The organism is Janibacter sp. FSL W8-0316, from assembly GCF_038004165.1.
Classification (GTDB): domain Bacteria; phylum Actinomycetota; class Actinomycetes; order Actinomycetales; family Dermatophilaceae; genus Janibacter; species Janibacter indicus.
Window position 1 is genome coordinate 1154999 of record NZ_JBBOQX010000001.1, and the last position, 22632, is coordinate 1177630.

Genomic DNA, 22632 nt, shown 5'->3' on the forward strand with positions numbered 1-22632 from the left:
AAGCGCTTGCTTAGTCTCGCCTCCGGCGGGCATGCTGTCAACCGTGACGACGCCGACACCCTCCCTGCCCGAGCACAGCAACCCGACGGTTGTGCGCCTCTTCGAGGCGGCCGCGGATGCCTTTGCCGACAAGGGATTCCACGCGACCACCACGCGCGACATCGCCTCCCGCGCGGGGCTGTCGCCAGCCGGCGTCTACGTCCACTTCACGAGCAAGGAGGACCTGCTCTTCCAGCTCAGCCGGGTCGGCCACGAGGCAGCCCGCGACGACCTGGCCGCCGCGGCGGCAGCGGCCGACTCGCCGCCCCATGCCCTCGCCGAGGTCATCTCGGCCTTCGCCCGCTGGCACGCCGAGCAGCACCAGGTCGCGCGGATCGTGCAGTACGAGTTCCGCCACCTTTCCCCCGACCACCAGCGCGAGGTGCTCACCCTGCGTCGCGAGATCGACGGCGTCGTCGAGCGGATCATCGCCGAGGGCGTCGCCTCCGGCGACTTCCACGTCACCGACACCCGGGCCACCGCACTGGCCGCGCTCTCCCTCGTCGTCGACGTCGCCCGCTGGTACCACCCGGGCATCAAGCGCACCACACCCGAGCAGATCGGTCGCACCTACGGCGCCCTGGCGCTGCGCCTCGTCGGCGCCCGCGAGGACTGAGCAGGCGTCCGGACTCGGTCAGGAGTCCATCCGGACTTTGTCAGGTCGGCGGGCACCCCCCTTCGGTGAGCCCTAGCGTGCGACGTGAGACACACCACATCGCCCCCCGAGGAGCCCGGCATGCACGTGTCCCGTCCGCTCGCCACCACGGTCATCGCCCTGACCATCGCCGCCCTGTCGGCACCTGCCTCCGCACAGGCCGCTCCGGGCGACGAGTACGTCGCCCTCGGCGACTCCTACTCCTCGGGCACGGGGGCCCGTCAGTACCTCGACGACGGCACCTCGTGCCTGCGCTCGACGCTCGCCTACCCCTCGCTCACGGCGGCGGCCGGTGGGCTGGACCTCGACCTGCGCGCCTGCTCCGGGGCCACGACCGCCGATGTCACCGCGACGCAGCTGGCGGCGCTCAGCACCTCGACGGACCGGGTGAGCATCTCGGTCGGCGGCAATGATGCGGGCTTCGCCGACGTGCTCACCGAGTGCGCGATGCCCGGCTGGGCCAGTGACTGCAATGGCGCGATCGACGACGCCGAGACCTTCATCGACGGCACCCTCCCGAGGCGCCTGGGGACGCTCTACGGCTCGATCCGCAGCAAGGCGCCCAACGCCGGGGTCGTGGTCGTCGGCTACCCGCGGGTCTTCATGGGCGAGGACTGCAATGCCCTCACGTGGTTCAGCCCCGAGGAGCAGACCCGGCTCAACGCCACCGCCGACCTGCTCAACTCCCGGCTGCGCTCGGCCGCGCAGTCCGCGGGCTTCACCTTCGTCAACCCGACCTCTGCCTTCACCGGTCACGCGGTCTGCGACGACCCCGAGTGGCTCAACGGGCTGTCCGACCCGATTGTCGAGAGCTACCACCCCAATGTCGCCCGTCACCGCGACGGCTACACCCCGCTCGTCTCGTCCTCGATCAGCGGGTCCGCGGTCGCGGTCACCCAGGAGGTCGAGCGGCGGGCGGAGGCCGGCGGGGACGCGCAGGCCACGCGCCAGCGCGCACGGGCCGACCTCGACTCCACGATCAAGCCCAAGACGGTGCGGCTGCCTGACCTCGACTCTCCGCGGGTGCGCCGCGCCGCCGCGAGGGCCGGGGTGGACCTGGAATCCCCGGCGAGCATCACCGCCGCAGACCGGGTCTGGTCGGCCCGCCAGGCGGCCGAGCACCGCTGAGCCAGCCCCGGCCTCAGCCGACGACGACGCCGAAGGGGGCGAGGAGACCGAGCGCGCCGACCGCGTCGACCCGCAGCCCGGCAACCCGCGCATCGCCCACGTCGATCACGTAGTCGCGGGCGGTGCGCAGGTCGGCTTCGCGCAGGTCGGCCCGCACGAAGCGGGCCCCCGCCAGCGAGCAGTCGTCGAGGACGGCCTCGCGCAGGACGGCCTCGTCGAAGTCGGCGTCGGTGAGCACGCACCGCTCGAAGCGCGCGCCGCTCAGGTCGAGCCCGCCGAAGCTGCCCATGGCCAGCTGGCACTCGACCCAGGTCGACGGGTCCGGAGCCAGGACCGGGGCCCGCTGCATCGACCACGAGGTCGCGAGCGCCTTGCACCCGGTGAAGGTGCAGCCGTCGACGACCGCGTCGGGCAGGCGCACGCGCGAGAGGTCGACCCGCTCGAGGGCGCAGCCCTCCAGTCGGACGCCGGCGAGCGTGGCTCCGGCCAGCTGGGCGTCGCGCAGGGTGCACCCGACCAGCTCGACCCCCGAGAGGACCTCGCCCTCCCCCATCGACCCGGTGAGGACCTCGTCGACGATGCTCGTGCGTCCGTCGACCTGCTCGGCGAGTGTGGGCATGACGGCACGCTACCGACGTGGGGCGACAGCGAGACCCGACCCAGCCCGAAACTCGCTGGCGTCGCGCCCGTCCCCGGGGCGACCATCGGGGCATGGCCCACATCGCGATGTTCGGCGTCGACGCCGTCAGCCACACCCTGCCCAGCCTGGAGATCCTGCGCGAGCTCGTTGCCCGCGGGCACCGGGTGAGCGTCGTCAACGACCCGCACCAGCGCGAGCTGGTCGAGGACACGGGGGCGCAGCTCGTGCCGTGCACCTCGACCCTGCCCGAGGGCGACTGGCCGGACGACCCGATCGCCGCCATGCGGATCTTCCTCGAGGACGCCGTGCAGGGTCTGGAGCAGGTCCGCGAGCACTTCACCGCCGACCCCGCCGACCTCTACCTCGCCGACATCGGTGGCTACGGAGGGCGCGTGCTCGCCGAGGCGCAGGGGGCTCCCTTCGTCCAGCTGTCACCGACCTATGTCGCCTGGGAGGGCTACGCGCAGGAGGTCGGCGACCAGATCATGGCGCTGCCCGGCGCCGCGGAGTACCGGGCGGACTTCGCCACCTGGCTCGAGAGGTCGGGGGCCACGACGCACGACCCGGACGCCTTCGCCGGCACCCCTCCCCGGGCGCTGGCCCTGGTCCCCCGGGTGATGCAACCACACGCCGACCGGGTCGACGAGCGGCGGATCTCCTTCGTCGGTCCCTGCATCGGCGAGCGCGCCGACCAGGGGTCGTGGCAGCGCCCGGACGGCGCCGAGGTCGTCGTGCTCGTCTCGCTCGGCTCCAGCTACACCGATCAGCCGGACTTCTACCGGGAGTGCGTGGCCGCCTTCGGCGGTCGCCCCGGCTGGCACCTCGTGCTGCAGGTCGGGCGACGGGTCGACATCGACGTGCTGGGTGCGCTCCCCGACGGCGTCGAGGTCCACCGGTGGGTGCCCCAGCTGGCGATCCTGCGCGAGGCCGACCTCTTCGTCACCCATGCCGGGATGGGCGGCTCCGGTGAGGGCCTGCTCACCGCGACCCCGATGATCGCCGTCCCGCAGGACGTCGACCAGTTCGCCAATGCCGACACCCTCGTCGGGCTCGGCGTGGCGCGGCGGATCGACACCGCCGACGCGACGGCCGAGGCCCTGCGTACCGCGGGCGACGAGCTCCTCGCGGACCGCGACGTCGCCGCTCGGCTGGCCGAGCTGGCACACCAGACACGGGCCGAGGGGGGCACCTCACGGGCGGCCGACCTCGTCGAGGCCGAGCTGCGGTAGCCCAACGCGACGGGCGTCCACCCCCGGCAGGGGTGAGCGCCCGTCGTCGTGCGGCGAGACCTCAGTCGCGGGTCAGGCGGCGGTGCGTCACGCGGTGCGGACGCGCCGCCTCCTCGCCGAGGCGCTCGATCTTGTTGGCCTCGTAGCCCTCGAAGTTGCCCTCGAACCAGTACCAGCTCGCCGGGTTCTCCTCGGTGCCCTCGTAGGCGAGGATGTGCGTCGCGACGCGGTCGAGGAACCACCGGTCGTGGGAGATGACCACGGCACAGCCCGGGAAGTCGAGCAGCGCATTTTCGAGCGAACCCAGGGTCTCGACGTCGAGGTCGTTGGTCGGCTCGTCGAGGAGCAGGACGTTGCCGCCCTGCTTGAGCGTCAGCGCCAGGTTGAGACGGTTGCGCTCACCACCGGAGAGCACGCCCGACTTCTTCTGCTGGTCCGGACCCTTGAAGCCGAACTGGCTGACGTAGGCACGCGAGGGGATCTCGACCTGGCCGACCTGGATGTGGTCGAGCCCGTCGGAGACGACCTCCCAGACGTTCTTCTCCGGGTCGATGCCGCCGCGGTTCTGGTCGACGTAGGAGAGCTTGACCGTGTCGCCGATGTCGACGACGCCCGCGTCCGGCTCCTCGATGCCGACGATGGTCTTGAAGAGGGTGGTCTTGCCGACGCCGTTGGGACCGATGATGCCGACGATGCCGTTGCGCGGCAGGGAGAAGGACAGGTCCTCGATGAGCACGCGGTCGTCGAAGCCCTTCTTCAGGCCCTTGACCTCGATGACCTTGCTGCCCAGGCGCGGGCCCGGCGGGATCTGGATCTCCTCGAAGTCGAGCTTGCGGGTCCGGTCGGCCTCGGCCGCCATCTCCTCGTAGCGCTCGAGACGCGCCTTGTTCTTCGTCTGGCGGGCCTTGGGGTTGGAACGCACCCACTCGAGCTCGTTCTTCAGCCGCTTGGCGAGTTTGGCGTCCTTCTTGCCCTGGATCTGCAGGCGCTCCTGCTTCTTCTCCAGGTAGGTCGAGTAGTTGCCCTCGTAGGGGTAGAGCCGGCCGCGGTCGACCTCGGCGATCCACTGCGCGACGTTGTCCATGAAGTAGCGGTCGTGCGTCACGGCGACGACGGCGCCCGGGTAGGACGCGAGGTGCTGCTCGAGCCAGAGCACGGACTCGGCGTCGAGGTGGTTGGTCGGCTCGTCGAGCAGGAGCAGGTCGGGCTTCTGCAGGAGCAGCTTGCACAGCGCGACGCGGCGGCGCTCACCACCGGAGAGCACGGTGACGTCGGCGTCCGGCGGCGGGCAGCGCAGCGCGTCCATCGCCTGCTCGAGCTGGGAGTCGAGGTCCCAGGCGTCGGCGTGGTCGATGTCCTCCTGGAGCTTGCCCATCTCGTCCATGAGCGCGTCGAAGTCGGCGTCGGGCTCGGTCATCAGCTCGGAGATCTCGTTGTAGCGGTCGAGCTTGGCCTTGATCTCGCCCGCGCCCTCCTCGACATTGCCCAGGACGGTCTTGTCCTCGTTGAGTGGCGGCTCCTGCAGCAGGATGCCCACGGTCGCGCCCGGCTTGAGCTGCGCCTCGCCGTTGCTCGGCTGGTCGAGCCCGGCCATGATCTTGAGAATGGTCGACTTTCCGGCCCCGTTGGGCCCGACCATCCCGATCTTGGCTCCGGGGAAGAAGGACATCGAGACGTCATCGAGGATGACCTTCTCGTTGTGCGCCTTGCGCGCACGGACCATGGTGTAGATGTAGTCGGCCATGGGGGCAGGCTATCCACTCCTGCCCCCTCGCCCGAATCCTCCCCGGCTCCGCGCCCCGACCGACCGGTCAGGCCGGCACGGCGACGGGCGTGTCCTCCCCTTCGCCCTCGCCGGCGGAGGTCTCACCGTCCGGCGTGGTCGACGGTGCCGGGCCGCCCCACGCAGGGCCCTCGCCCTGCTCGTAGCGCTCGGTCATCCGGTCCAGTCCGTGCGCGCCGGCCTCCTGCGCGAGGCTGTCGACGACACCCCGGGCGGCCTTGGCGTACTCGGTGGTGCCGAAGGTCAGGTCGTGCCCGACGCTCACCGCCTCGATGTCGGCCGAGCTGCCCCAGGAGTCGTCGGCCCGCTGCCACGAGTTGATGGTCAACCGACCGTGGACGACGACGGGGTCGCCCTTGCGCAGCGAGCCATGCGAGTTCATCCCCAGCGAGCGGAAGGCCGCGACGTTGTAGAAGCTCGTCGACACGTCGACGAAGACCCCCTCGCGGTTGCGCCGACGCACCGTCGAGGCGATGCGGAAGGTCGTGAAGGTCCGCCCCTGACCGGTCTCCCGGTGCTCCGGGTCGGCGACGACTCGGCCGGCGACGGTGATCTCGACTTCGTTCATGATCTGTCCTCTCTCCCCACCCACCGCGGTCGGCGGGTCCGTGCACCCAGACTCACCGAGACGAAGGGGGCGCAGCCGCACCCGGCGCAGGTTGTGGACGACCGGGGTCTACCGCTCAGGACTGGGGAAGAGGACGATGGTGGGCATGGATCGGTCCCGCCTCTGGGCGCTCATCCACGAGGAGCGCTGGCCGGCACCCTCGAGAACCTGGCCCCCGAGGAGTGGGAGCACCCGTCCCTGTGCGCGGGCTGGAGCGTCAAGGACGTCGCCGACTTCGGCCCGCGCCGCGCACGGGCTCAAGGGCGAGGGTGCGGCCCTGCTGCCGTCGGACTGAGCCCCACGGCGCCGGGTGTCCTCACCCCAGGGCGCGCTCGATGCCCGCGCGGGTCCGGTCGTGCTGGGACAGCACCTGCTCGACCGGCTCGACGACGCGGGCATCGCCCACCTCGCCGATCGCCCGACGCAACCGCTTGTCGACCGTCGCGGCCCGCTTGCGGGCACCGATCGCGGCCAGCCAGCGCGCGATCGCCGCGAGCAGCAGCCCGGCGAGCAGGCCGCCGACGAGCAGCAGGAAGGGCATCGCGAAGGGTCCGATGTCGGCGGTCGGGACGTCGGGTAGCTGCAGCCACCCCGCGAGCGCGATGACGACGAGCCACACGAGCCCGGCCAGCGCCGCGAGCGCGAGCACGACCTGCAGCGGGCCGAGGACCGCCCACCAGAGCGGCTTGCGACCCCGCAGCGAGGTGCGCAGCACCGCCTGGTCGAGCTCGTCGGCGAGGTCGGCGTCGGCAGGGCGCGCAGCGTCGGCGACCGCGTCGGCCCACCGCGTCGGCAGCCCCTCGCCGGCACTGGTACCGATGCGCCGGGCGGCGAGGTCGACCGCGGCTCGGGCCGCCGGCGCCGGCGACGGAATCGAGGAACGACCGAGCACGGCACGTACGTCCTGCTCGGTGATGTCCGGTGACCCCGCGACATCGCGGTCGAGCCGCAGCCGCTTGAGCGGTGCCGGGCGGACGGCGCGCACCCAGCGGGTGAAGGGCCACCCGGTGCGGGCCCACGACTCCATCCGGAAGTCGCGGGCGACGGCGTCGACGACGGTCGGGACCCCGGCGCTGCGGGCGAGCGCGTCGACGAGCTCGTCGCGGGCGCGGTCGGGCACCCCGGCGCCGCTCTCCCCCACCGAGTCGAGCAGGCCGCCGGCCGCGGTGCGCAGGTCGGCGCCCAGCCGGTGGCGGGCGGCGTCGGATTGCTCGACGGCGTCGTGCAGCCGTGAGCGAAGTGCGTCGAGGCCGACCCCGGTGCGGGTCGAGGTGCCGATGACCTCGTGCTGCTGGAGCCCGTCACGCTCGAGCAGGCGCGCCAGGTCGGCGGCGATCTGCTCCTCGCCACCGGGCGGCAGCCGGTCGACCTGGTTGAGCACGACGATCGTCACGGCCCCGTAGTCGCGCAGCACGGCGACGTAGTCGTCGTGGAGCACCGCATCGGCGTACTTCTGCGGGTCGGTCACCCACACGAAGACGTCGACGAGCTCGAGGATCCGCTGCGCCTCCTCGCGGTGAGCCGACTCGCGCGAGTCGAAGTCGGGGAGGTCCACCAGGACCAGACCGTCGAGGTCGCCGGGCTCAGTCACCTGGTGTCGGGTGCCCACGGAGAGCCAGTCGAGCAGCGCTCCCGCCGGCTCGGTCCCCCACACCGCGGCGGTCGGCGTCGACGTCGTGGGACGCCGCTGCCCGACCCGGGCGATGTCCGCCCCGACGAGGGCATTGAAGAGCGAGGACTTGCCCGACCCGGTCGCCCCGGCGAGCGCGACGACGGTGTGGCCGCCGACGAGGGAGTTGCGCTCGCGCACCTTGTCGACGACGGCCGTCGCCCGGTGCGCCGCCCCACGCTCCAACCGCTCGCCGCCCGTCTCGACGGCGCCGGCCAAGGCATCGGCGCGGGCGCTCAGCTCGTCGACCGTCAGGGCCTGCGGGGTGTCACCACGGCGAAGGGGGTTGCGCGGGCTCATCGGGTCTCCTCCCCGACCGCGGCAGCCGCCTGCTCGAGCCGGCGGATCTGGGCCTCGCTGACGCTGAGGTCACCGACCACCGCGGTGTAGCGGTCGCGCTCGGCGGCGTAGAGCTCGACGACCCGGTCGAGGAGCAGCTGGCGCGCCTTGCGGGCCATGTCGCGCACGGCCTGGTCACCGAAGATCGCCTCGAGGACCTTTTGTGCGAGGGCGGTCGTGCCGCCGGCGATGGCCACCTCGGGGGCGACGAGCACGCCGCCGGTGTGGGCGAAGGAGACGAGCATGAGGAAGAGGCCGATGCCGTTGACCCCGTAGGCCGCGATGCGGGCATTGGTGCGGCGGTTGCCGCCCTCGGCCCGCACGATGTCGAGGACGTCGCCCTGCCAGTCACGCACGAGCCGCTCGACGTCGCTCTCGAGGCCGCGCGACGAGTGGCCGAGCTCGGGGTGGTCGTCGAGGACGACGGGGCCGGCCTCGGTGCCACGCCAGGTCCGGGCGATGGTCGCCGCGGCGGTGTCGGCCTCGGCGAGGATCAGGGCGCTGACCCCGGTGTGCAGGGCCTGGTCGAGCTCGGCGGCCGGTGGCGGCCCGCCGGAGACGGCCGAGGTGACCCGGTCGCGCAGGCGTGAGACGCCCTTCTCGACCTTGCGGAAGAACTCGCCCGTCCCGACGAACTCCTGCCACCGGGCGAGCACCTCGCCGCGCAGCAGCTGGCCGTCCTGCATGCCGTCGCTCACGCCCTGCTCGGCGGTGTCGTAGGCGTCGTAGGCGACCTGGGTCAGCGAGGTGGTCTGCTCGCGCTGGGACCGCGCCGCGTCGATGACCGCGGCCGCCCGCCCGTCGAGCGAGCGCAGGGCCCCCTGCAGGGTCTGCCGGATGACGATCGTGCGGGCCCGCTGGTCGCCGGCCAGGGCGGTGAGCCAGCCGCGCACGCGCTCGATGTCGGGCTCGGGGATCAGGCCCTGCGGATCCAGCTCGGTCTCGGGCACCGCGAAGACCGGCGCCGTCTCGAGCCCCTGCTCGCGCAGCATCTCGATGAGGTGGGAGCGCACGTCGGTCATCGCGGGACGGTCGACGCGGTCGAGGACGATCGCGACGGCGGTCCCCCGGTCGGAGGCCTGCCGCAGCAGCTGCCACGGGATCGCGTCGGCGTAGCGCGCGGCCGTCGTGACGAAGAGCCACAGGTCGGCAGCGGACAGCAGCTGCGCCGCCAGCTCGCGGTTGGCCGAGACGACCGAGTCGATGTCGGGTGCGTCGAGGATCGCCATGCCCGGCGGCAGCGTCGTCGACGGGGTGAGCCGGACGGTGCCGGGCTGCGGCTCGGCGTCGCCCCCGGTGACCCGGGCGAGCGAAGGGAGGACCCGCGCGTCGCGGAACCACCGCTCGTCGTCGGGGTGGTGGATGAGCACGGGACTCGTCGTCGTCGGGCGCAGCACGCCCGAACGGCTCACCTCACGGCGCAGGATGGAGTTGACGAGGGTGGACTTGCCCGACCCCGTCGACCCACCGACGACGGCGAGCAGCGGGGCGTCCATCGACTGGAGTCTGGGGATCACGTAGTCGTCGAGCTGGTCGAGCAGCGCCTGCCGCTCGGACTGCGCCTGCCGGGTGCTCGGCAGATCGAGCGTCAGCCGGCTCCGCTCGACCTCGTCACGCAGCGCCGTCACCCGGGTCAGGAGTGTGCTGTCGTCCTGTCCCCTCGGCATCTCACCCATGCGGCACACCCTATCCAGCGAAGGGGGTCTGCTCGACGTGGACGCGCACCCGTGCGCGCGTCGGACCTGACCCACGGGTGGGGCGCGGTACTCACCCCCTTCGTCCCCCGCCGCGGGAGGATCGGGCCATGACCGGCGCGGACCGCTTCGAGGCGATGGGCACCTCCCACCTGGCGATGATCGGGATCTTCCTCGTGGGGCTCCCGCTGATGGTGCTGCTGGGTCGCCACGCCCGTGCGCGTCCCCAGCTGGTCGCCCGAGGATTCGCGCTCGTCCTCGTCGCGGCGGTGCTGCCGCTGCAGGTCCTCGACCACCTGCCGGGCAACTTCCAGCTCGGGGTCAGCCTGCCGCTGCAGCTGTGCGACCTGGCGGCGCTCGTCGCCGTCATCGCCCTGTGGACCCGCAACCACACCGCGATCTGCGTGACCTACCTGTGGGGACTGCTCCTCACGCCGCAGGCGCTCGTCACCCCGGCGCTGGCCGCCGACTTCCCCGACCCGCGGTTCGTCGTCTTCTGGGCCATGCACATCCTCGTCGTCTGGGCCGCCGTCTTCCTCACCTTCGGGCTCGGTCACCGGCCGGACTGGTCCGGCTACCGCCGCACGGTGGCGCTCACCGCGACGTGGATGCTCGTGCTCTACCCGCTCAACCTGCTGCTCGGCACCAACTACGGCTTCGTCAACGGCAAGCCGGGCACGGGATCGCTGCTCGACCTCCTCGGCCCGTGGCCGGTCTACCTCGCCGTGGAGGTCGTCATCGTCGCCCTCGTGTGGGCCCTGATGACCTGGCCGTGGACCCGCCAGCACCGGTGACGACGACCGGCTGACGGGCGGCAGCGGCGTCGACGAGATCGGCGCCGAGGAGGTCGGCGCCCCCGGCAGGACTCGAACCTGCGACCTAGGGATTAGAAGGCCCTTGCTCTGTCCAGCTGAGCTACGGAGGCATGCCCGAGAGAACGGGACATGTCCACGACCCGAGCGGTTTCAGTGTAATGAGCGGGACGACCTGCCATCATCGGCACCATGTCCGTCCGGATCGTGGTGCGCGAGAGGGGAGTCACCGACTCCCCCGACGACCTGGCGATCCTCGACGACGGCGAGCGGGCCCGGGCCGGGCGCAAACGGGAGGCAGCTCCCTTCGTCACGGGTCATGCCCTGGTGCGCCGGGTGCTCGGCGAGCTCCTCGACCGCGACCCCGCCGGGTTGACCTTCGCCCGCCGCTGCACCACCTGCGGCAGCGAGCAGCACGGCAAGCCGAGCCTGCGCGACGTCCCCGACTGGCACTTCTCGCTCTCCTACACCAGTGCGAGCGCGATCGTCGCCGTCGCCGAGGGGGTCGAGGTCGGGGTCGACATCGAGGACCTCACCGACGCCGACTTCGAGGGCTTCGCCGGGGCGACCCTGGCCCGCGACGAGGTGGCCGGCTTCGACGGACTCGACGGGCACGACCTGCTCGTCGCACGCGCCCGGGTGTGGGCCCGCAAGGAGGCCGTGCTCAAGGCCACCGGTCGTGGCCTGGTTGTCGACCCCTCCGAGGTGCTCGTGTCCGCTCCGCGCGACCCGGCGCGGCTCGTCGACTGGCGCGCCGACGAGCCCCGCCCACCGATGATCGCCCTCGCCGACGTCGACCCGACGACGCCCGACCACCGGGCGGCCGTCGCCGCCCTCACCGGGGACGACCTGCGGGTCGAGGCGGTCTGACCCGCCCCGACCCGCATCGGCCGGGCTGCTCCCGCCGGCGCGGTCAGGCTCCGGCGAACTCCCGTCGCCGGGCCGTCATCGAGTCCAGGAGCACCCGCTCCTTGTGCAGCGACTCGTGGTCCGCCTCGTGGCGCAGCGTCCGGAATCGCAGCAGCGCGAGCTCGGAGGCCGTGTCCTGGAAGGAGCGCATCGACTGCACGGCACTGCTGCCACCACGGGCCCGGGCCCAGCGGCGGGCCACTCGCCGTTCCTTCATCGACGAGAGCATCGAGACCTCGTCGCGGGAGATCCACCCGGAGTCGGCATAGGGCAGCAGGTGCTGACCGATGACCTTGCCCTCGCGCTGTCGGGTCCACACGACGAAGGCCACGAAGACGACGAAGACGACGAAGCCGAAGGAGAGGTTGACGACGAGCCCGGTGGCTCCGGCGGAGGCGCCGAGGTTCCACAGGCCGTGGAGCAGCACCGCCGCGCACCACCCGACGAAGGGAGCGATGATCTTCACCGGGGTCTGGCGCGACAGCGAGGCCATGCCGACCCCGATGCCCGTCATGGCGGTGAACATCGGGTGGCAGAAGGGGCTGACGAGCCCGCGGAGGGCGAAGGTGCCGAGCAGTGCCTCGGTGCCGCCCTGGTCGAGGGCCCGCCCGAGGTAGAGGATGTTCTCGGTGAAGGCGAAGCCCGCGGCGACGATGCCGGCGTAGACGATGCCGTCGGTCAGGCCGTTGAACTCCTTGCGCATGAACCACCACATGACGAGCAGGAAGAGCCCCTTGAAGGTCTCCTCCGTGAGCGGTGCGATGAAGACCGCGCTCAGCACGTTGGCGGACTCCGCGTCGGTGTAGCCCATCAGGACGAACCCACCCAGGGAGTTGAGGACGAGCGCCGCGAGGGTCGACCCGAAGGCGCCGTAGAGGAAGGCCGTGGCGAGGTAACGCCACGGCTCAGCCTCGAAGCGGTCGAGCCACAGGAAGAGGGGCAGCACGAAGACGAGGGGGATGAGGGCGAAGAGCAGGCCGACCAGGGTCGCCAGCACGCCCGACTCCGCCCCGATGATCAGTGCCATGAGCCCGGCACCGATGAGGGAGAGCACGATGACGATCCCGCCGAGGATCCACGTGCGCAGCGTCGGCCGGGGCGTCGGATTGGCCTGTGCCTGCGCCGTGACGTAGTGGGCCGAGTAGCTCTGCTGCTGCAGCCAGGCCGCCTGCTGTGCCTGCTGGTAGGCGAGCGCGGCCTGGGCCTGCTGATGCGCGCCACCCGGGTGGGCGTAGGCCTGCTGGACCTGCTGCTGCGCCTGGGCCTGCTGGGCCAGACGCTGCTGCTCCTCGTAGGCACGCTGCTGCTCGAGCACCTTGGCCCGGGAGTCGGTCCGGGCCTCCTCCTCGGCCAGCAGCACCGACCGAGTCGCCGTGCGGTACCACTCGGGCTCGTCCGGCACCGTACGTCGCAGCAGCCGCCGGCTGAGGGTGTCCTCGGACGGTTGGGACGGTGGCGCGGGCTGGCCCGGAGGCGGCGACGGCTGCTGCCCGGTCGGAGACGGCGGGGGCTGCTGACCCACGGGCGGCGGTGGCGGCGTCGCCGTCCGGGGGGCGGCGGCCGGAGGGGGCGGCGGAGGCCCGGCGGGAGCCGGAGGCTGCCCGGAGGGCGGAGGAGGTGGCGTCGTCATGGCCCACACGCTAGTGCGCCAACTCCCTTGCGTCGGTGGGGAGGACTACCCATCTGCCCCGGTGGATATGGTGGCGGACGTGACTTCATCGACTTCGAACTCGTCCGAGCGCATCGTGTGGATCGACTGCGAGATGACCGGGCTCTCCCTCGAGCACGACGCCCTCATCGAGGTCGCGGCGCTGATCACCGACTACGAGCTCAACCAGCTCGACGAGGGCATCGACATCGTCATCCGCCCGCCGGAGGCCGCGCTGACGCAGATGAACGACTTCGTCCGGGAGATGCACACGACCTCGGGACTGCTCGACGTCCTGGCCGAGGGGACCACCCTGGCCGAGGCGGAGGAGGCGGTCCTGGCGCACATCCGTCAGGTCGTCCCCGACGCGGGCAAGGCGCCCCTGGGAGGCAACAGCGTCGCCACCGACCGGGCTTTCCTCGTGCGTGACATGCCCGGTCTCGAGGCGCACCTGCACTACCGGATGATCGACGTCTCCTCGATCAAGGAGCTCTCCCGACGGTGGTACCCGCGGGCCCACTTCGCCGCCCCGGACAAGAACGGTGGCCACCGCGCCCTCGCCGACATCACCGAGTCGATCGCCGAGCTGCGCTACTACCGCGAGGCGGTCTTCCGTCCGCAGCCGGGGCTGGAGACCGCGGAGCTCAAGGAGATCGCCGCGCGCCACCAAGTGGGCTGACGGGCGGTCCTACGACCGCCGGTCGCGCCGCCGGCACCAGGCGGCGAAGAGGGCACCCGAGACGTTGTGCCAGACGGAGAAGACGGCACCCGGCAGGGCCGAGAGCGGGTCCATGTACTGCGCCGCCAGGCCGGCGGCGAGTCCGGAGTTCTGCATGCCGACCTCGATGCCCGTGGTGCGACGGGCCGCGACGGGCAGCCGCGCCAGCGTGGCAGCGCCGTAGCCCAGCGCCATGCCGAGCAGGTTGTGTGCGGTGACCGCCACGAGGACGAGGGCACCGGCCGAGAGCATGGCGTCGGCGCTGCCCGAGACGACGATCGCGACGATGATCGAGATCGCGGCCACCGACAGCCACGGCAGGACCGGCAGCAGGGCCTCGGCGAGCGGCGCGAGCAGCAGGCGCACGATGATCCCGGCGATGACGGGCAGCAGGACGATCGTCACGATGGTGCGGGCCATCCCCGCCCCGTCGAGCGGCATGTAGCGCCCGGCCAGCCACAGCGTGAGCAGCGGCGTGAGGAGCGGGGCGAGGAGCGTCGAGAGCGAGGTCATCGCCACGGACAGAGCCACGTCACCACGCGCCAGATAGGACACGACGTTGGAGGCGGTGCCGCCCGGGGCGCACCCGACGAGGATCACGCCCGCGGCCAGCTCGGAGGGCAGGCCCAGCAGACTCACCACGAGCACCGCGCACAACGGCATCATGACGTACTGGGCGATCACCCCGAGGACGACCGGCAGCGGACGTCGCACGACGAGCGCGAAGTCGGCCGGGCGCAGGGTCAGACCCATCGTGAACATCACGAGCCCGAGCAGCGGGTTGACGAAGGGGGCCGCCCCGGAGACGGTGTCAGCGGCCAGGTAGCCGATCACTCCCCCGGCGACGATGAGCAGGGGGAAGACCAGGACGGCGATGTAGCCGCTGCGCTCCTCGGTGGCCGTGGCGACGGCAGGCTGCGAACTCACGGTCGGTCGCCGTACACACGCGGCGTCGCGAACGCCCGCCGACGGACGTCGATCAGGCGGCGTTGACGAGCGACGGCGCCGGCTCGCTCTCCTTGGTCGTCACCACGGCACCGCCGACCCGGCCGCCGCGCTGACCGGTGGCCCAGCCGCCGATGACGACGGCGAGGTAGCCGATGAGCACGCCCGCAAGGTTGTCGAGCACGTAGTGCCAGCCGAAGTAGATCGTCGCGACGAAGGTCAGGCCGAAGAAGGTCCACGCAGCGATCCGCAGCGAGCGCGACTGGCCGGTGCGCTGGAGGAAGAGCGCGAGCGCGAAGGTCACCGAGACGTGCAGCGAGGCGAAGGCCGCGACACCCTGGATCGCGTCGCTCGCGATCGGGTCGGCGAGGAACTCGAGGCGGTTGCTCAACAGGGCTTGTTGCAGGTCGCTCACCCCGGTGTCGGGCAGCGTCGAGAAGAGGTCGGGCCGGGCGTAGATGGGCCCGAGCGCCGGCAGGACGTAGTAGCTCATCGCACCGAGGACCCAGTTGAGGCTGAGCGCGGTGGCGTACCAGGCGCCGACGGCCAGGTCACGGCACAGGACGAGCACGGCCATGAGGCTCACCGGCACGAGGGGCAGGTAGAGCAGGTAGACGAAGGAGAGCACGCCCGCCGTCAGGTCGACACCGAAGATCGCGTGCAGGATCACGGCCGGGTCGGTGCCACCGAAGAGCCACTTGTCGACCTCGAGCAGCTGGCGGTCGTAGAGGACGCCTTCGCGGTAGACAGGCAGGACGCTCTTGAGGTTGCGGTACCCGACGTAGCAGACGTAGAAGGTGAGCAGGCCGGTCGCGATGTAGATGATGCGGCCCAGGCTCCACTCGTAGCGGGCCACCTCGACCATGCCCTGCCGCAGCTGTCGCCAGCCGCGTCGGCGGGCACCGGCGATGACCAGGCCGATACCGAAGAGGAGGAGCGCCAGGAGGGGCAGCCGCACGTATGCGGGGCCGAGGAAGCCCTCGGGGTCCTTGATCGGAATCCCGAGAGAGTAGGTGCCGACGACTGCGGCCACCCCGACGAGCATCGAGACGACCACAGCGACGGTGTAGGGCCAGCTGCGTACGGTCTGCATCCGAACAATAATGGCCTGAAATCGTCGCAAAGGTTAACTCGACGTGCCGAAACGTGTCGTATTGGTGCCCTGCCGAGGCGCCGGACGGCCTATATTCATCGGGAGTTCACGTCGATCGCGCACCTGATCCCGTGACCAAGAACACGCGATCCCGAGGCCGCTCGACGCCGCCGGACATGCGAACGGCCCCGGTTGCCCGGGGCCGTTCGACTGCTGGGGTGAGTAACGGGACTTGAACCCGCGACACCCGCGACCACAACGCGGTGCTCTACCAGCTGAGCTATACCCACCATGTACCGCCTGTCTAAGGCAGCGCGGACCATCGTACCTGCTCTCGGAGGGTGCTCATGACCACCCACCTCCAGCGACCGCGCAGGCACATCGGGCACGATGGGTCAGGTGACGACGACACCCCGGACCGCACCCCCCTTCGCCCGTGGCACGACCGCGATCCTCGCTCTCGCAGCGATGCTCGCGACGATGGTCACCCTGGCTTCCCCCGCCGCAGCGCACGCGCGGCTGGAGGCCTCGAGCCCCAAGGACGATTCGACGCTCACGGCCACGCCGCCGGAGATCATGCTGCGCTTCAACGAGCCGATCAAGGACGGGCTCAACCAGGTGAGCGTCAAGAGCGGGTCGACCGACGTCACCGACGGGGACCTCGAGATCGAGGGCAACACCGTCTACCAGCCGATCAAGTCCTCGCTGAAGTCCGGCTCCTACACCGTCACCTACAAGGTCGTGAGCGCCGACGGGCACCCCATCAGCGGGTCCCTCTCCTTCACCTACGCCCCGCCCGGTGGTGACACCGGCGCCGGTGACGACGGCTCCAGCGAGACCACGACCTCGGGTGGTGGCGCAACGAGCGACTCCCCCAGCTCGAGCGCGACCACCCCGCCGCCCCCGAGCGAGTCCACGACGTCGGCTCCGACGAGCACGAGCGCCCCGAGCTCCTCGACGAGCGAGCCGTCGTCGACGAGCACCTCGAGCTCCAGCAGCTCCTCGAGCACCTCCGGTGACGGCGAGACCGAGCCGAGCGGTGAGGGCTCGAGCACGTCCAGCGACACCGCGGCGCCCGTCGAGGGCGACGACACCTCGAGCAGCGGCGGCTTCCCCGCCTGGGGCTGGGCCGCGATCATCGGTGCCGTCCTCGTGGTCCTCGCGGGCATCGGGCTGGCCCTGCGCGGCCGGCGCGACACCGAGGAGGACGAGCACGTCGACCTCGAGGAGTGGCGCGGCTGACCCGCTCCCGGCCGACACGACGCAGGGCCCCACCGCATCGCGGTGGGGCCCTGCGTCGTCGACGGGACAACCGGACCCGGACATGCGAAAGGCCCGGAAAACCGGGCCTTCGACACTGTGCGCCAACAGGGACTCGAACCCCGAACCCGCTGATTAAGAGTCAGCTGCTCTGCCAATTGAGCTATTGGCGCGCGAGGAGAAACATTAGCACCACGATGACGCAGGGACGAAATCGACTCCGCGACAGGGATGCCGGGGCCTGACGAGGCGCCCGGCCGGGCATGACGAAGGGGACCGCACCCGCCGGTGCGACCCCCTTCGACGCGGTACAGAGCTCACCAGGAGCGCTTGGCGCGCTGGCGCTCCCACTTCTTGTGCTTGCGGCTGGTGGAGATCGCCTTGAGCACGACGAGACCGACGACTGCGGCGGCCGCGATGGCCACGCGGTCCATGCGCAGCTCACCGGACTCGGTCCGGGTCGCCTGGGCGAAGGAGGCCCTCGCCTGCGCCTTCTGCCGGGCGACGACGTTCTTGGGCGCCGCGCGGACCGTCAGCTCGTCGATCGTCTGGGCCAGTCGGTCACGGGTCGTGATGATGTCGTTCTCGAGCTTGGTCATGCTCGGGTTGTCATTGCTCACGTGGGGTCCTGTCCTACTCGATACCGAGGTCGCGGCGGATGCGGGCCACGTGGCCCGTCGCCTTGACGTTGTACTGGGCGTGGGTCACCACGCCATCGGGTCCGACGACGATCGTCGAGCGAATCACTCCCTCGACGACCTTGCCGTACAACTTCTTCTCACCATAAGCGCCCCAGGCCGTCATCACCGACTTGTCCGCGTCGGAGAGGAGGGTGATGGTCAGCCCGTCGCGCTCGCGGAAGCGGGCCAGCTTGTCGGGACTGTCGGGCGAGATGCCGACGACCTCGGTGTCGGCGGCCCGGAGCGCCTCGAGGGAGTCGCTGAAGTCGCAGGCCTGCTTGGTGCACCCGGGGGTCATCGCCGCCGGGTAGAAGTAGACGATGACGCGCTTGCCGCGCAGGTCGCTCAGCGTGACCTGCGCGCCGGTGTCGTCAGGGAGGGTGAAGTCGGGGGCTGCATCGCCCGGGGTGAGTCTCTCGCCCACGGATCGCATCTCCTGTCTCGGGTCTGGGGGTGCACTAGGGTCAGGCGGACCCAACCTATCGCCCCAGCGGTTCGCCGCGGAGGAGCAGCCGTGCACGTCCCCGACGCCTTCCTCGACGCCCCGACATCGGTGGCCACCGGTGCCGTGGCCGTGGCCGGGGTCGCGTTGTCGCTGCGACGCAGCCGCGGTGACCTCGACGACCGGGTCGCTCCCCTGGCGGGGCTCGTCGCGACCTTCGTCTTCGCCGCGCAGATGATCAACTTCCCCGTCGCCGGCGGCACGTCCGGCCACCTGCTCGGTGGGGCCCTGGCCGCGGTCCTCGTCGGGCCGTGGACGGCCACGCTGTGCGTCACCGTCGTGTTGCTCGTCCAGGCGCTCGTCTTCGCCGACGGCGGGCTCACCGCGCTCGGCACCAACATCACGCTCATGGCGCTCGTCGGTGTCTGGGTCGGTTGGGGCGTCTTCGCGATGGCGCGGGCGGTCCTCCCTTCGCGCGGCGGGAGCGTGCCCGTGGCCGCGGCCGTCGGCGCCCTCGTCTCCGTCCCGGCGGCGGCCGCCGTCTTCGCCGGCCTCTTCCTCGTCGGGGGGACGGCGCCGGTCGACGCCGGCGGGCTCTTCGCGGCGATGATCGGCTGGCACCTCGTCATCGGCATCGGGGAGGCGGTCATCACCGGTCTCGTCGTCTCGGCCGTCATGGGGGTGCGGCCCGATCTCGTGCGCGGCGCCGAGCACCTGCCCCGGGGCGGCGCGGACGTCGAGGCGGTGGCCGTCCGATGAGATCGCGCATCTCGACCCGCGCCCTCGTCGTCGGTGGTCTCGTGGTCTGCCTGCTCCTCGCTGCCGTGGTGAGCACCTGGGCCTCCGGGCACCCCGACGGCCTCGAGCACGTCGCCGAGACCCTTGGTTTCGCCGACGCCGCCGGTGACCACGGCGCAGCGGGTTCCCCCTTCGCCGACTACGAGACGAAGGGGGTGGGCGGCGCCCTGTCGGGTCCGGTCGCGGGCATCGTGGGCGTCGCGCTCACCGGCGCCGTCATGTGGCTCGTGCTGCGGCTGGTCCGCCGCCGCGACTGAGGTGGGCGGACCGCACGGCCACGCGCTGACCACCCACGGGCGCACGCGGCTGCACGCGCTGCCGGCGCACGTCAAGATCGTCGCGACCCTCGCCTACGTCGTCGCGGTCGTGCTCACCCCCCGAGAGGCGGTCTGGGCCCTGGGGGTGCAGGCACTGCTCCTGCTGGGTGCCGTCCTCGCCAGCCGGGTCCCGCTGCGGCACCTGGCCCCGCGACTGCTCGTCGAGGTGCCCTTCGTCGTCTTCGCGCTGCTCATGCCCTTCGTCGCGACCGGACCGCGGATCGATGTCGGGCCTCTGTCGCTGTCGGAGGCGGGGCTGTGGGGCGCGTGGAACCTCCTGGCCAAGGGCACGCTCGGCGTCGGCGCCTCGCTGCTGCTCGCCGCGACGACCGAGCCGGCCGACATCGTCACGGGGCTGGCACGGCTGCGGCTGCCCGGTCAGCTCGTGCTCATCCTCGGCTTCATGGTCCGCTACGCCGACATCGTGACCGGGCAGCTGCGGGCGATGCGGGTGGCCCGGGAGTCGCGCGGGTTCCGGGGCGGTGGGGTGCGGTCGTGGCCGGTGCTCGCGCGCACCGCGGGGGCACTCTTCGTCCGCAGCTACGAGCGCGGCGAGCGGGTGCACTTGGCGATGCTCTCGCGGGGCTTCGACGGGCGCGTGCGGGGCGGCGACGACGCGCCGGTCAGTGCCGGCACGTGGGCGGCCGCCCTCGTGCTGCCCCTGACTGCGGGACTCGTGCTCGCGGCTGCGAGGGTGACCTCGTGAGCACCCCCGTCATCGACCTGCACGGCCTCCACCACGTCTACCCCGACGGCCACCGGGCCCTCGACGGGGTCGACCTGCACATCCACCCCGGCGAGCGGGTGGCCCTGCTCGGACCCAACGGCGCCGGCAAGACCACGCTCGTGCTCCACCTCAACGGGATCCTCGCGCCGACGAGCGGGTCGGTGTCCGTGTCCGGGCTGCCGGTCGAGCGCGACCACCTGCTCGAGGTGCGGCGCCGGGTCGGGGTGGTCTTCCAGGACCCTGACGACCAGCTCTTCATGACGACCGTGGCGCAGGACGTGGCCTTCGGCCCGCGCAACCTCGGGCTGTCGGCGCACGAGGTCGACGCCCGGGTCGAGGAGGCCCTTACGGCCGTCGGCATGCTCGACGTCGCCGACCGTCCCCCGCACCACCTGTCTTTCGGGCAGAAGCGGCGGGTTGCGGTGGCGACGGTGCTCGCGATGCGACCGGAGATCCTCGTGCTCGACGAGCCGAGCAGCAACCTCGACCCGGCGTCGCGGCGCGAGCTCGCCGAGATCGTCGACGGGCTCGGCATCACCGTGCTCATGGTCACGCACGACCTGCCCTATGCCCTCCAGCTGTGCGAGCGCTCGGTCGTGCTGTCCGAAGGGAGGGTGGTCGCCGATGCCGCGACACGCGAGGTGCTCTCGGACGGCGAGCTCATGGCGGCGCACCGGCTGGAGCTGCCCTACGGCTTCGACCCGCGGTCGGTGCCGGGGCGCACGCGCGGCTGACCGGTGCGATCAGTCGCTGATGCCGACGAGGGTCGGCTCGAGGAGGATCTCGCTGCGCAGGCTCTGCGCGATGAAGCACTCCCGGTGGGCGACCTCGACGAGCCGCTCGACCTTGGCGCGGGGGGCCGGGGCAGCGAGGGTGATGTGCGGACGCAGGACGATGCGCGTCACCCACATCGGCCGCTCGCCCTCCGGCATCTCCCCGACGGCCTCGTCCCGGTAGTCGACGACGTCGAGCCGGGCCCGGGCGGCGACGGCGAGGAAGGAGAGCATCTGGCAGCTACTCGCCGCCGCGACGAGGAGCTGCTCGGGGTTGGGCAGGCTGGCGTCGCCCCGGAAGGGAGCGTCGCTGCTCGCGCGCGTCGCCGTCGAGGCCATCGTCAGCTCGTGCTCGCGGGAGTAGTCGTCGTAGCCGACGCCCGTCGAGCCCGACCACGCGAGGGTCGTGGTGAAGGAGTGGTCGCTGACCGGGCACCTCCCTGAGCGAGAATCGTTGTCGGTGGTCAACTCTAGAGTTCATTCATGGGGAGGAAGTACACAAAGGAACTGCTGGAAGAGGCTGCTGCCAACCTGAAGCGCCCCAGGTTTGATGCCGCTCCTGTTTGAGTCCAGGAGGATGAGCGCATGCCGAAGAAGATCGATCCCGAGTTGAAGGCCAGGGCCGTGCGGCTGGTGATGGAGCACCGTGGGGAGTACCCGAACCTGACGGCGGCCTCGCAGGCCGTGGCCAAGCAGGTGGGCGTGGGCAAGGAGTCGGTGCGTCGGTGGGTTATCCAGGCCGATGTCGATGCGGGTCGGCGGGAGGGCACCACGAGCGAGGAATCGGCCGAGATCAAACGGCTGAAGGCCGAGAATCGTCGCCTGCGCGAGGACGTGGCCGTGCTGAAGGCGGCCACGACTTTCTTCGTGGGGGAACTCGACCCCCGCAACCGCTGATCATGGGCTTCATCGATGCCATGAGGAGCCAGGGCCACGCGGTCGAGTCGGTCTGCCGGGTACTGCGCGAGCAGGGCTGTCAGATCGCTGCGCGGACCTACCGCAGCTGGAAGAGCAGCAACCGGGCCGTGGCCGCACGGACCATCAGTGACGCCCACGTGATGGATGCGGTGCGCGAGATCGCGTGGTCGCTGGACCGACACGGGCGCCACAAGCTGACGCCTGAGGGTCTGTACGGGCGCCGGAAGATGACCGCGTACGTGCGTCGCACCGTCATCGCCGACGCCTCGCTCGGGTCGGTGGACCGGGCGATGCGCGCACTCGAGTTGAGTGGCGTGCGGCGCGACAAGGGCGTTCGGACCACGATCCCGGCCAAGGACGGCGTACGGGCCGGTGATCTGCTCGATCGTGACTTCACCGCGCCGGCCCCCAACCGGGTGTGGGTCACCGACTTCACGTACGTCAGAACGTGGGCCGGCTTCACCTATGTTGCGTTCATCGTCGATGTTTACGCCCAGCGGATCGTGGCTTGGCACGCCGCGGCCACCAAGCACACCGATCTGGTGATGATCCCGCTGCGGATGGCGCTGTGGCAACGTACCCGCGAGGGACGCCCCACCGAGCCGGGCGAGTTGATCCACCACTCGGACGCCGGGTCCCAGTACACGAGCCTGCGGCTGACTGAGCACTTGGCGCTGGAGGAGATCCGGCCCTCGATCGGGTCGGTTGGCGACGCCTACGACTGCGAGCATCGTGACTGCGCCACCACCTGGGGTCTGACCCTTGCTTATGACCGGCCCTGCGGGTGCCCTCGCGTTGACGTGTCGGCC

22 protein-coding genes, 3 tRNA genes and 1 pseudogene are annotated in these 22632 nt (G+C 71.5%); 12 read left to right on the plus strand and 14 right to left on the minus strand.

The window, feature by feature from the left end:
* Positions 1 to 43 precede the first annotated feature (43 nt).
* Both NYE39_RS05665 and NYE39_RS05670 read left to right on the plus strand, forming a co-directional pair.
* Positions 44 to 655 (plus strand): TetR/AcrR family transcriptional regulator, encoded by a 612-nt coding sequence (locus NYE39_RS05665; protein WP_341012096.1) that lies wholly within the window; start codon positions 44 to 46, stop codon positions 653 to 655.
* A 120-nt stretch (positions 656 to 775) separates the two neighbouring features.
* The gene (locus tag NYE39_RS05670; protein WP_341012097.1) at positions 776 to 1822 is read left to right on the plus strand and encodes an SGNH/GDSL hydrolase family protein; all 1047 of its coding nucleotides are present in this window, start codon (positions 776 to 778) and stop codon (positions 1820 to 1822) included.
* A gap of 13 nt (positions 1823 to 1835) precedes the next feature.
* Here NYE39_RS05670 and NYE39_RS05675 read toward each other — a convergent pair whose 3' ends face one another.
* Complete coding sequence (locus NYE39_RS05675; RefSeq protein ID WP_072625067.1) at positions 1836 to 2441, minus strand: pentapeptide repeat-containing protein; 606 nt, start codon at positions 2439 to 2441, stop codon at positions 1836 to 1838.
* Between the two features lie 107 nt (positions 2442 to 2548).
* On the opposite strand from NYE39_RS05675, the gene NYE39_RS05680 reads away from it, so the two are divergent.
* Positions 2549 to 3691: a macrolide family glycosyltransferase gene (locus NYE39_RS05680; RefSeq protein WP_445667085.1), complete on the plus strand. Its 1143-nt coding sequence runs from the start codon at positions 2549 to 2551 to the stop codon at positions 3689 to 3691.
* 61 nt (positions 3692 to 3752) lie between these two features.
* Here NYE39_RS05680 and ettA read toward each other — a convergent pair whose 3' ends face one another.
* From ettA to NYE39_RS05700, 4 genes are all read right to left on the minus strand, one after another.
* Positions 3753 to 5435 carry an energy-dependent translational throttle protein EttA gene (gene ettA / locus NYE39_RS05685; protein WP_072625069.1) on the minus strand — a complete coding sequence of 561 codons (1683 nt, stop codon included), beginning with the start codon at positions 5433 to 5435 and terminating at the stop codon, positions 3753 to 3755.
* Between the two features lie 67 nt (positions 5436 to 5502).
* Positions 5503 to 6042, minus strand: a complete 540-nt coding sequence (locus tag NYE39_RS05690; protein WP_072625070.1) for a single-stranded DNA-binding protein — start codon at positions 6040 to 6042, stop codon at positions 5503 to 5505.
* A gap of 355 nt (positions 6043 to 6397) precedes the next feature.
* Positions 6398 to 8050: a GTPase family protein gene (locus tag NYE39_RS05695; RefSeq protein WP_072625072.1), complete on the minus strand. Its 1653-nt coding sequence runs from the start codon at positions 8048 to 8050 to the stop codon at positions 6398 to 6400.
* Positions 8047 to 9765, minus strand: coding sequence for a GTPase domain-containing protein (locus NYE39_RS05700; protein ID WP_083546124.1), 1719 nt, complete (start codon positions 9763 to 9765; stop codon positions 8047 to 8049). The genes NYE39_RS05695 and NYE39_RS05700 overlap by 4 nt, the downstream gene beginning before the upstream one ends.
* Positions 9766 to 9893: 128 nt before the next feature.
* On the opposite strand from NYE39_RS05700, the gene NYE39_RS05705 reads away from it, so the two are divergent.
* Positions 9894 to 10577, plus strand: a complete 684-nt coding sequence (locus NYE39_RS05705; protein WP_072625073.1) for a YwaF family protein — start codon at positions 9894 to 9896, stop codon at positions 10575 to 10577.
* A gap of 57 nt (positions 10578 to 10634) precedes the next feature.
* Here the strand turns inward: NYE39_RS05705 and NYE39_RS05710 are convergent.
* Positions 10635 to 10708, minus strand: a tRNA-Arg gene (locus tag NYE39_RS05710).
* 79 nt (positions 10709 to 10787) lie between these two features.
* On the opposite strand from NYE39_RS05710, the gene NYE39_RS05715 reads away from it, so the two are divergent.
* Entirely contained in the window at positions 10788 to 11465 is a 678-nt protein-coding gene (locus NYE39_RS05715; RefSeq protein ID WP_072625074.1) for a 4'-phosphopantetheinyl transferase family protein, read from the plus strand.
* A 43-nt stretch (positions 11466 to 11508) separates the two neighbouring features.
* Here the strand turns inward: NYE39_RS05715 and NYE39_RS05720 are convergent, their stop codons facing one another.
* Entirely contained in the window at positions 11509 to 12906 is a 1398-nt protein-coding gene (locus NYE39_RS05720) for a PrsW family intramembrane metalloprotease (RefSeq protein WP_341012099.1), read from the minus strand.
* Between the two features lie 295 nt (positions 12907 to 13201).
* Here NYE39_RS05720 and orn point away from each other — a divergent pair, with 295 nt between their 5' ends.
* Complete coding sequence (gene orn, locus NYE39_RS05725; RefSeq protein ID WP_341013367.1) at positions 13202 to 13831, plus strand: oligoribonuclease; 630 nt, start codon at positions 13202 to 13204, stop codon at positions 13829 to 13831.
* 9 nt (positions 13832 to 13840) lie between these two features.
* On the opposite strand, the gene NYE39_RS05730 is transcribed toward orn, so the two are convergent.
* From NYE39_RS05730 to NYE39_RS05740, 3 genes are all read right to left on the minus strand, one after another.
* Positions 13841 to 14797 carry a bile acid:sodium symporter family protein gene (locus NYE39_RS05730; protein WP_072625076.1) on the minus strand — a complete coding sequence of 319 codons (957 nt, stop codon included), beginning with the start codon at positions 14795 to 14797 and terminating at the stop codon, positions 13841 to 13843.
* Between the two features lie 52 nt (positions 14798 to 14849).
* The gene (locus tag NYE39_RS05735; protein ID WP_072625077.1) at positions 14850 to 15908 is read right to left on the minus strand and encodes a phosphatase PAP2 family protein; all 1059 of its coding nucleotides are present in this window, start codon (positions 15906 to 15908) and stop codon (positions 14850 to 14852) included.
* Between the two features lie 214 nt (positions 15909 to 16122).
* Positions 16123 to 16198 (minus strand) — tRNA-His (locus tag NYE39_RS05740).
* Between the two features lie 109 nt (positions 16199 to 16307).
* Between NYE39_RS05740 and NYE39_RS05745 the strand changes: the two genes are divergently transcribed.
* Entirely contained in the window at positions 16308 to 17150 is an 843-nt protein-coding gene (locus NYE39_RS05745; RefSeq protein WP_341012100.1) for a copper resistance CopC family protein, read from the plus strand.
* Positions 17151 to 17268: 118 nt separating this feature from the next.
* Here NYE39_RS05745 and NYE39_RS05750 read toward each other — a convergent pair.
* The 3 genes from NYE39_RS05750 to bcp all read right to left on the minus strand — a co-directional run bounded on the left by NYE39_RS05750 (position 17269) and on the right by bcp (position 18272).
* Positions 17269 to 17341, minus strand: a tRNA-Lys gene (locus NYE39_RS05750).
* A gap of 144 nt (positions 17342 to 17485) precedes the next feature.
* Positions 17486 to 17788, minus strand: coding sequence for a DUF3618 domain-containing protein (locus tag NYE39_RS05755; RefSeq protein WP_072625079.1), 303 nt, complete (start codon positions 17786 to 17788; stop codon positions 17486 to 17488).
* A 13-nt stretch (positions 17789 to 17801) separates the two neighbouring features.
* The gene (gene bcp, locus NYE39_RS05760; protein ID WP_072625080.1) at positions 17802 to 18272 is read right to left on the minus strand and encodes a thioredoxin-dependent thiol peroxidase; all 471 of its coding nucleotides are present in this window, start codon (positions 18270 to 18272) and stop codon (positions 17802 to 17804) included.
* Between the two features lie 90 nt (positions 18273 to 18362).
* On the opposite strand from bcp, the gene NYE39_RS05765 reads away from it, so the two are divergent.
* From NYE39_RS05765 to NYE39_RS05780, 4 genes are read left to right on the plus strand one after another with little or no spacing between them, the layout of a single operon-like run.
* Positions 18363 to 19049, plus strand: coding sequence for an energy-coupling factor ABC transporter permease (locus tag NYE39_RS05765; RefSeq protein WP_072625081.1), 687 nt, complete (start codon positions 18363 to 18365; stop codon positions 19047 to 19049).
* On the plus strand, positions 19046 to 19345 hold the full coding sequence (locus NYE39_RS05770; protein ID WP_072625082.1) for a PDGLE domain-containing protein: 300 nt from the start codon (positions 19046 to 19048) through the stop codon (positions 19343 to 19345). Before NYE39_RS05765 ends, NYE39_RS05770 begins: the two co-directional genes overlap by 4 nt.
* A 1-nt stretch (position 19346) precedes the next feature.
* Positions 19347 to 20111: a cobalt ECF transporter T component CbiQ gene (gene cbiQ / locus NYE39_RS05775; protein ID WP_072625083.1), complete on the plus strand. Its 765-nt coding sequence runs from the start codon at positions 19347 to 19349 to the stop codon at positions 20109 to 20111.
* Positions 20108 to 20866 (plus strand): energy-coupling factor ABC transporter ATP-binding protein, encoded by a 759-nt coding sequence (locus NYE39_RS05780; RefSeq protein WP_341012101.1) that lies wholly within the window; start codon positions 20108 to 20110, stop codon positions 20864 to 20866. The genes cbiQ and NYE39_RS05780 overlap by 4 nt, the downstream gene beginning before the upstream one ends.
* Positions 20867 to 20875: 9 nt before the next feature.
* Here the strand turns inward: NYE39_RS05780 and NYE39_RS05785 are convergent, their stop codons facing one another.
* The gene (locus NYE39_RS05785) at positions 20876 to 21373 is read right to left on the minus strand and encodes an OsmC family protein (protein ID WP_341012102.1); all 498 of its coding nucleotides are present in this window, start codon (positions 21371 to 21373) and stop codon (positions 20876 to 20878) included.
* Between the two features lie 117 nt (positions 21374 to 21490).
* On the opposite strand from NYE39_RS05785, the pseudogene NYE39_RS05790 reads away from it, so the two are divergent.
* Positions 21491 to 22545 (plus strand): annotated as a pseudogene (locus NYE39_RS05790) (IS3 family transposase); the annotation flags it as partial.
* Between the last annotated feature and the right edge of the window lie 87 nt (positions 22546 to 22632).

Bases quoted from the DNA above. Each gene is read 5' to 3' on its own strand.
- NYE39_RS05690 (WP_072625070.1), bottom strand. From the start codon at position 6,042: ATGAACGAAGTCGAGATCACCGTCGCCGGCCGAGTCGTCGCCGACCCG.
- ettA (WP_072625069.1), bottom strand. From the start codon at position 5,435: ATGGCCGACTACATCTACACCATGGTCCGTGCGCGCAAGGCGCACAAC.
- NYE39_RS05735 (WP_072625077.1), bottom strand. From the start codon at position 15,908: ATGCAGACCGTACGCAGCTGGCCCTACACCGTCGCTGTGGTCGTCTCG.
- NYE39_RS05695 (WP_072625072.1), bottom strand. From the start codon at position 8,050: ATGAGCCCGCGCAACCCCCTTCGCCGTGGTGACACCCCGCAGGCCCTG.
- NYE39_RS05680 (WP_445667085.1), top strand. From the start codon at position 2,549: ATGTTCGGCGTCGACGCCGTCAGCCACACCCTGCCCAGCCTGGAGATC.
- NYE39_RS05705 (WP_072625073.1), top strand. From the start codon at position 9,894: ATGACCGGCGCGGACCGCTTCGAGGCGATGGGCACCTCCCACCTGGCG.
- NYE39_RS05675 (WP_072625067.1), bottom strand. From the start codon at position 2,441: ATGCCCACACTCGCCGAGCAGGTCGACGGACGCACGAGCATCGTCGAC.
- NYE39_RS05670 (WP_341012097.1), top strand. From the start codon at position 776: ATGCACGTGTCCCGTCCGCTCGCCACCACGGTCATCGCCCTGACCATC.
- NYE39_RS05715 (WP_072625074.1), top strand. From the start codon at position 10,788: ATGTCCGTCCGGATCGTGGTGCGCGAGAGGGGAGTCACCGACTCCCCC.
- NYE39_RS05700 (WP_083546124.1), bottom strand. From the start codon at position 9,765: ATGGGTGAGATGCCGAGGGGACAGGACGACAGCACACTCCTGACCCGG.
- orn (WP_341013367.1), top strand. From the start codon at position 13,202: ATGGTGGCGGACGTGACTTCATCGACTTCGAACTCGTCCGAGCGCATC.
- NYE39_RS05770 (WP_072625082.1), top strand. From the start codon at position 19,046: ATGAGATCGCGCATCTCGACCCGCGCCCTCGTCGTCGGTGGTCTCGTG.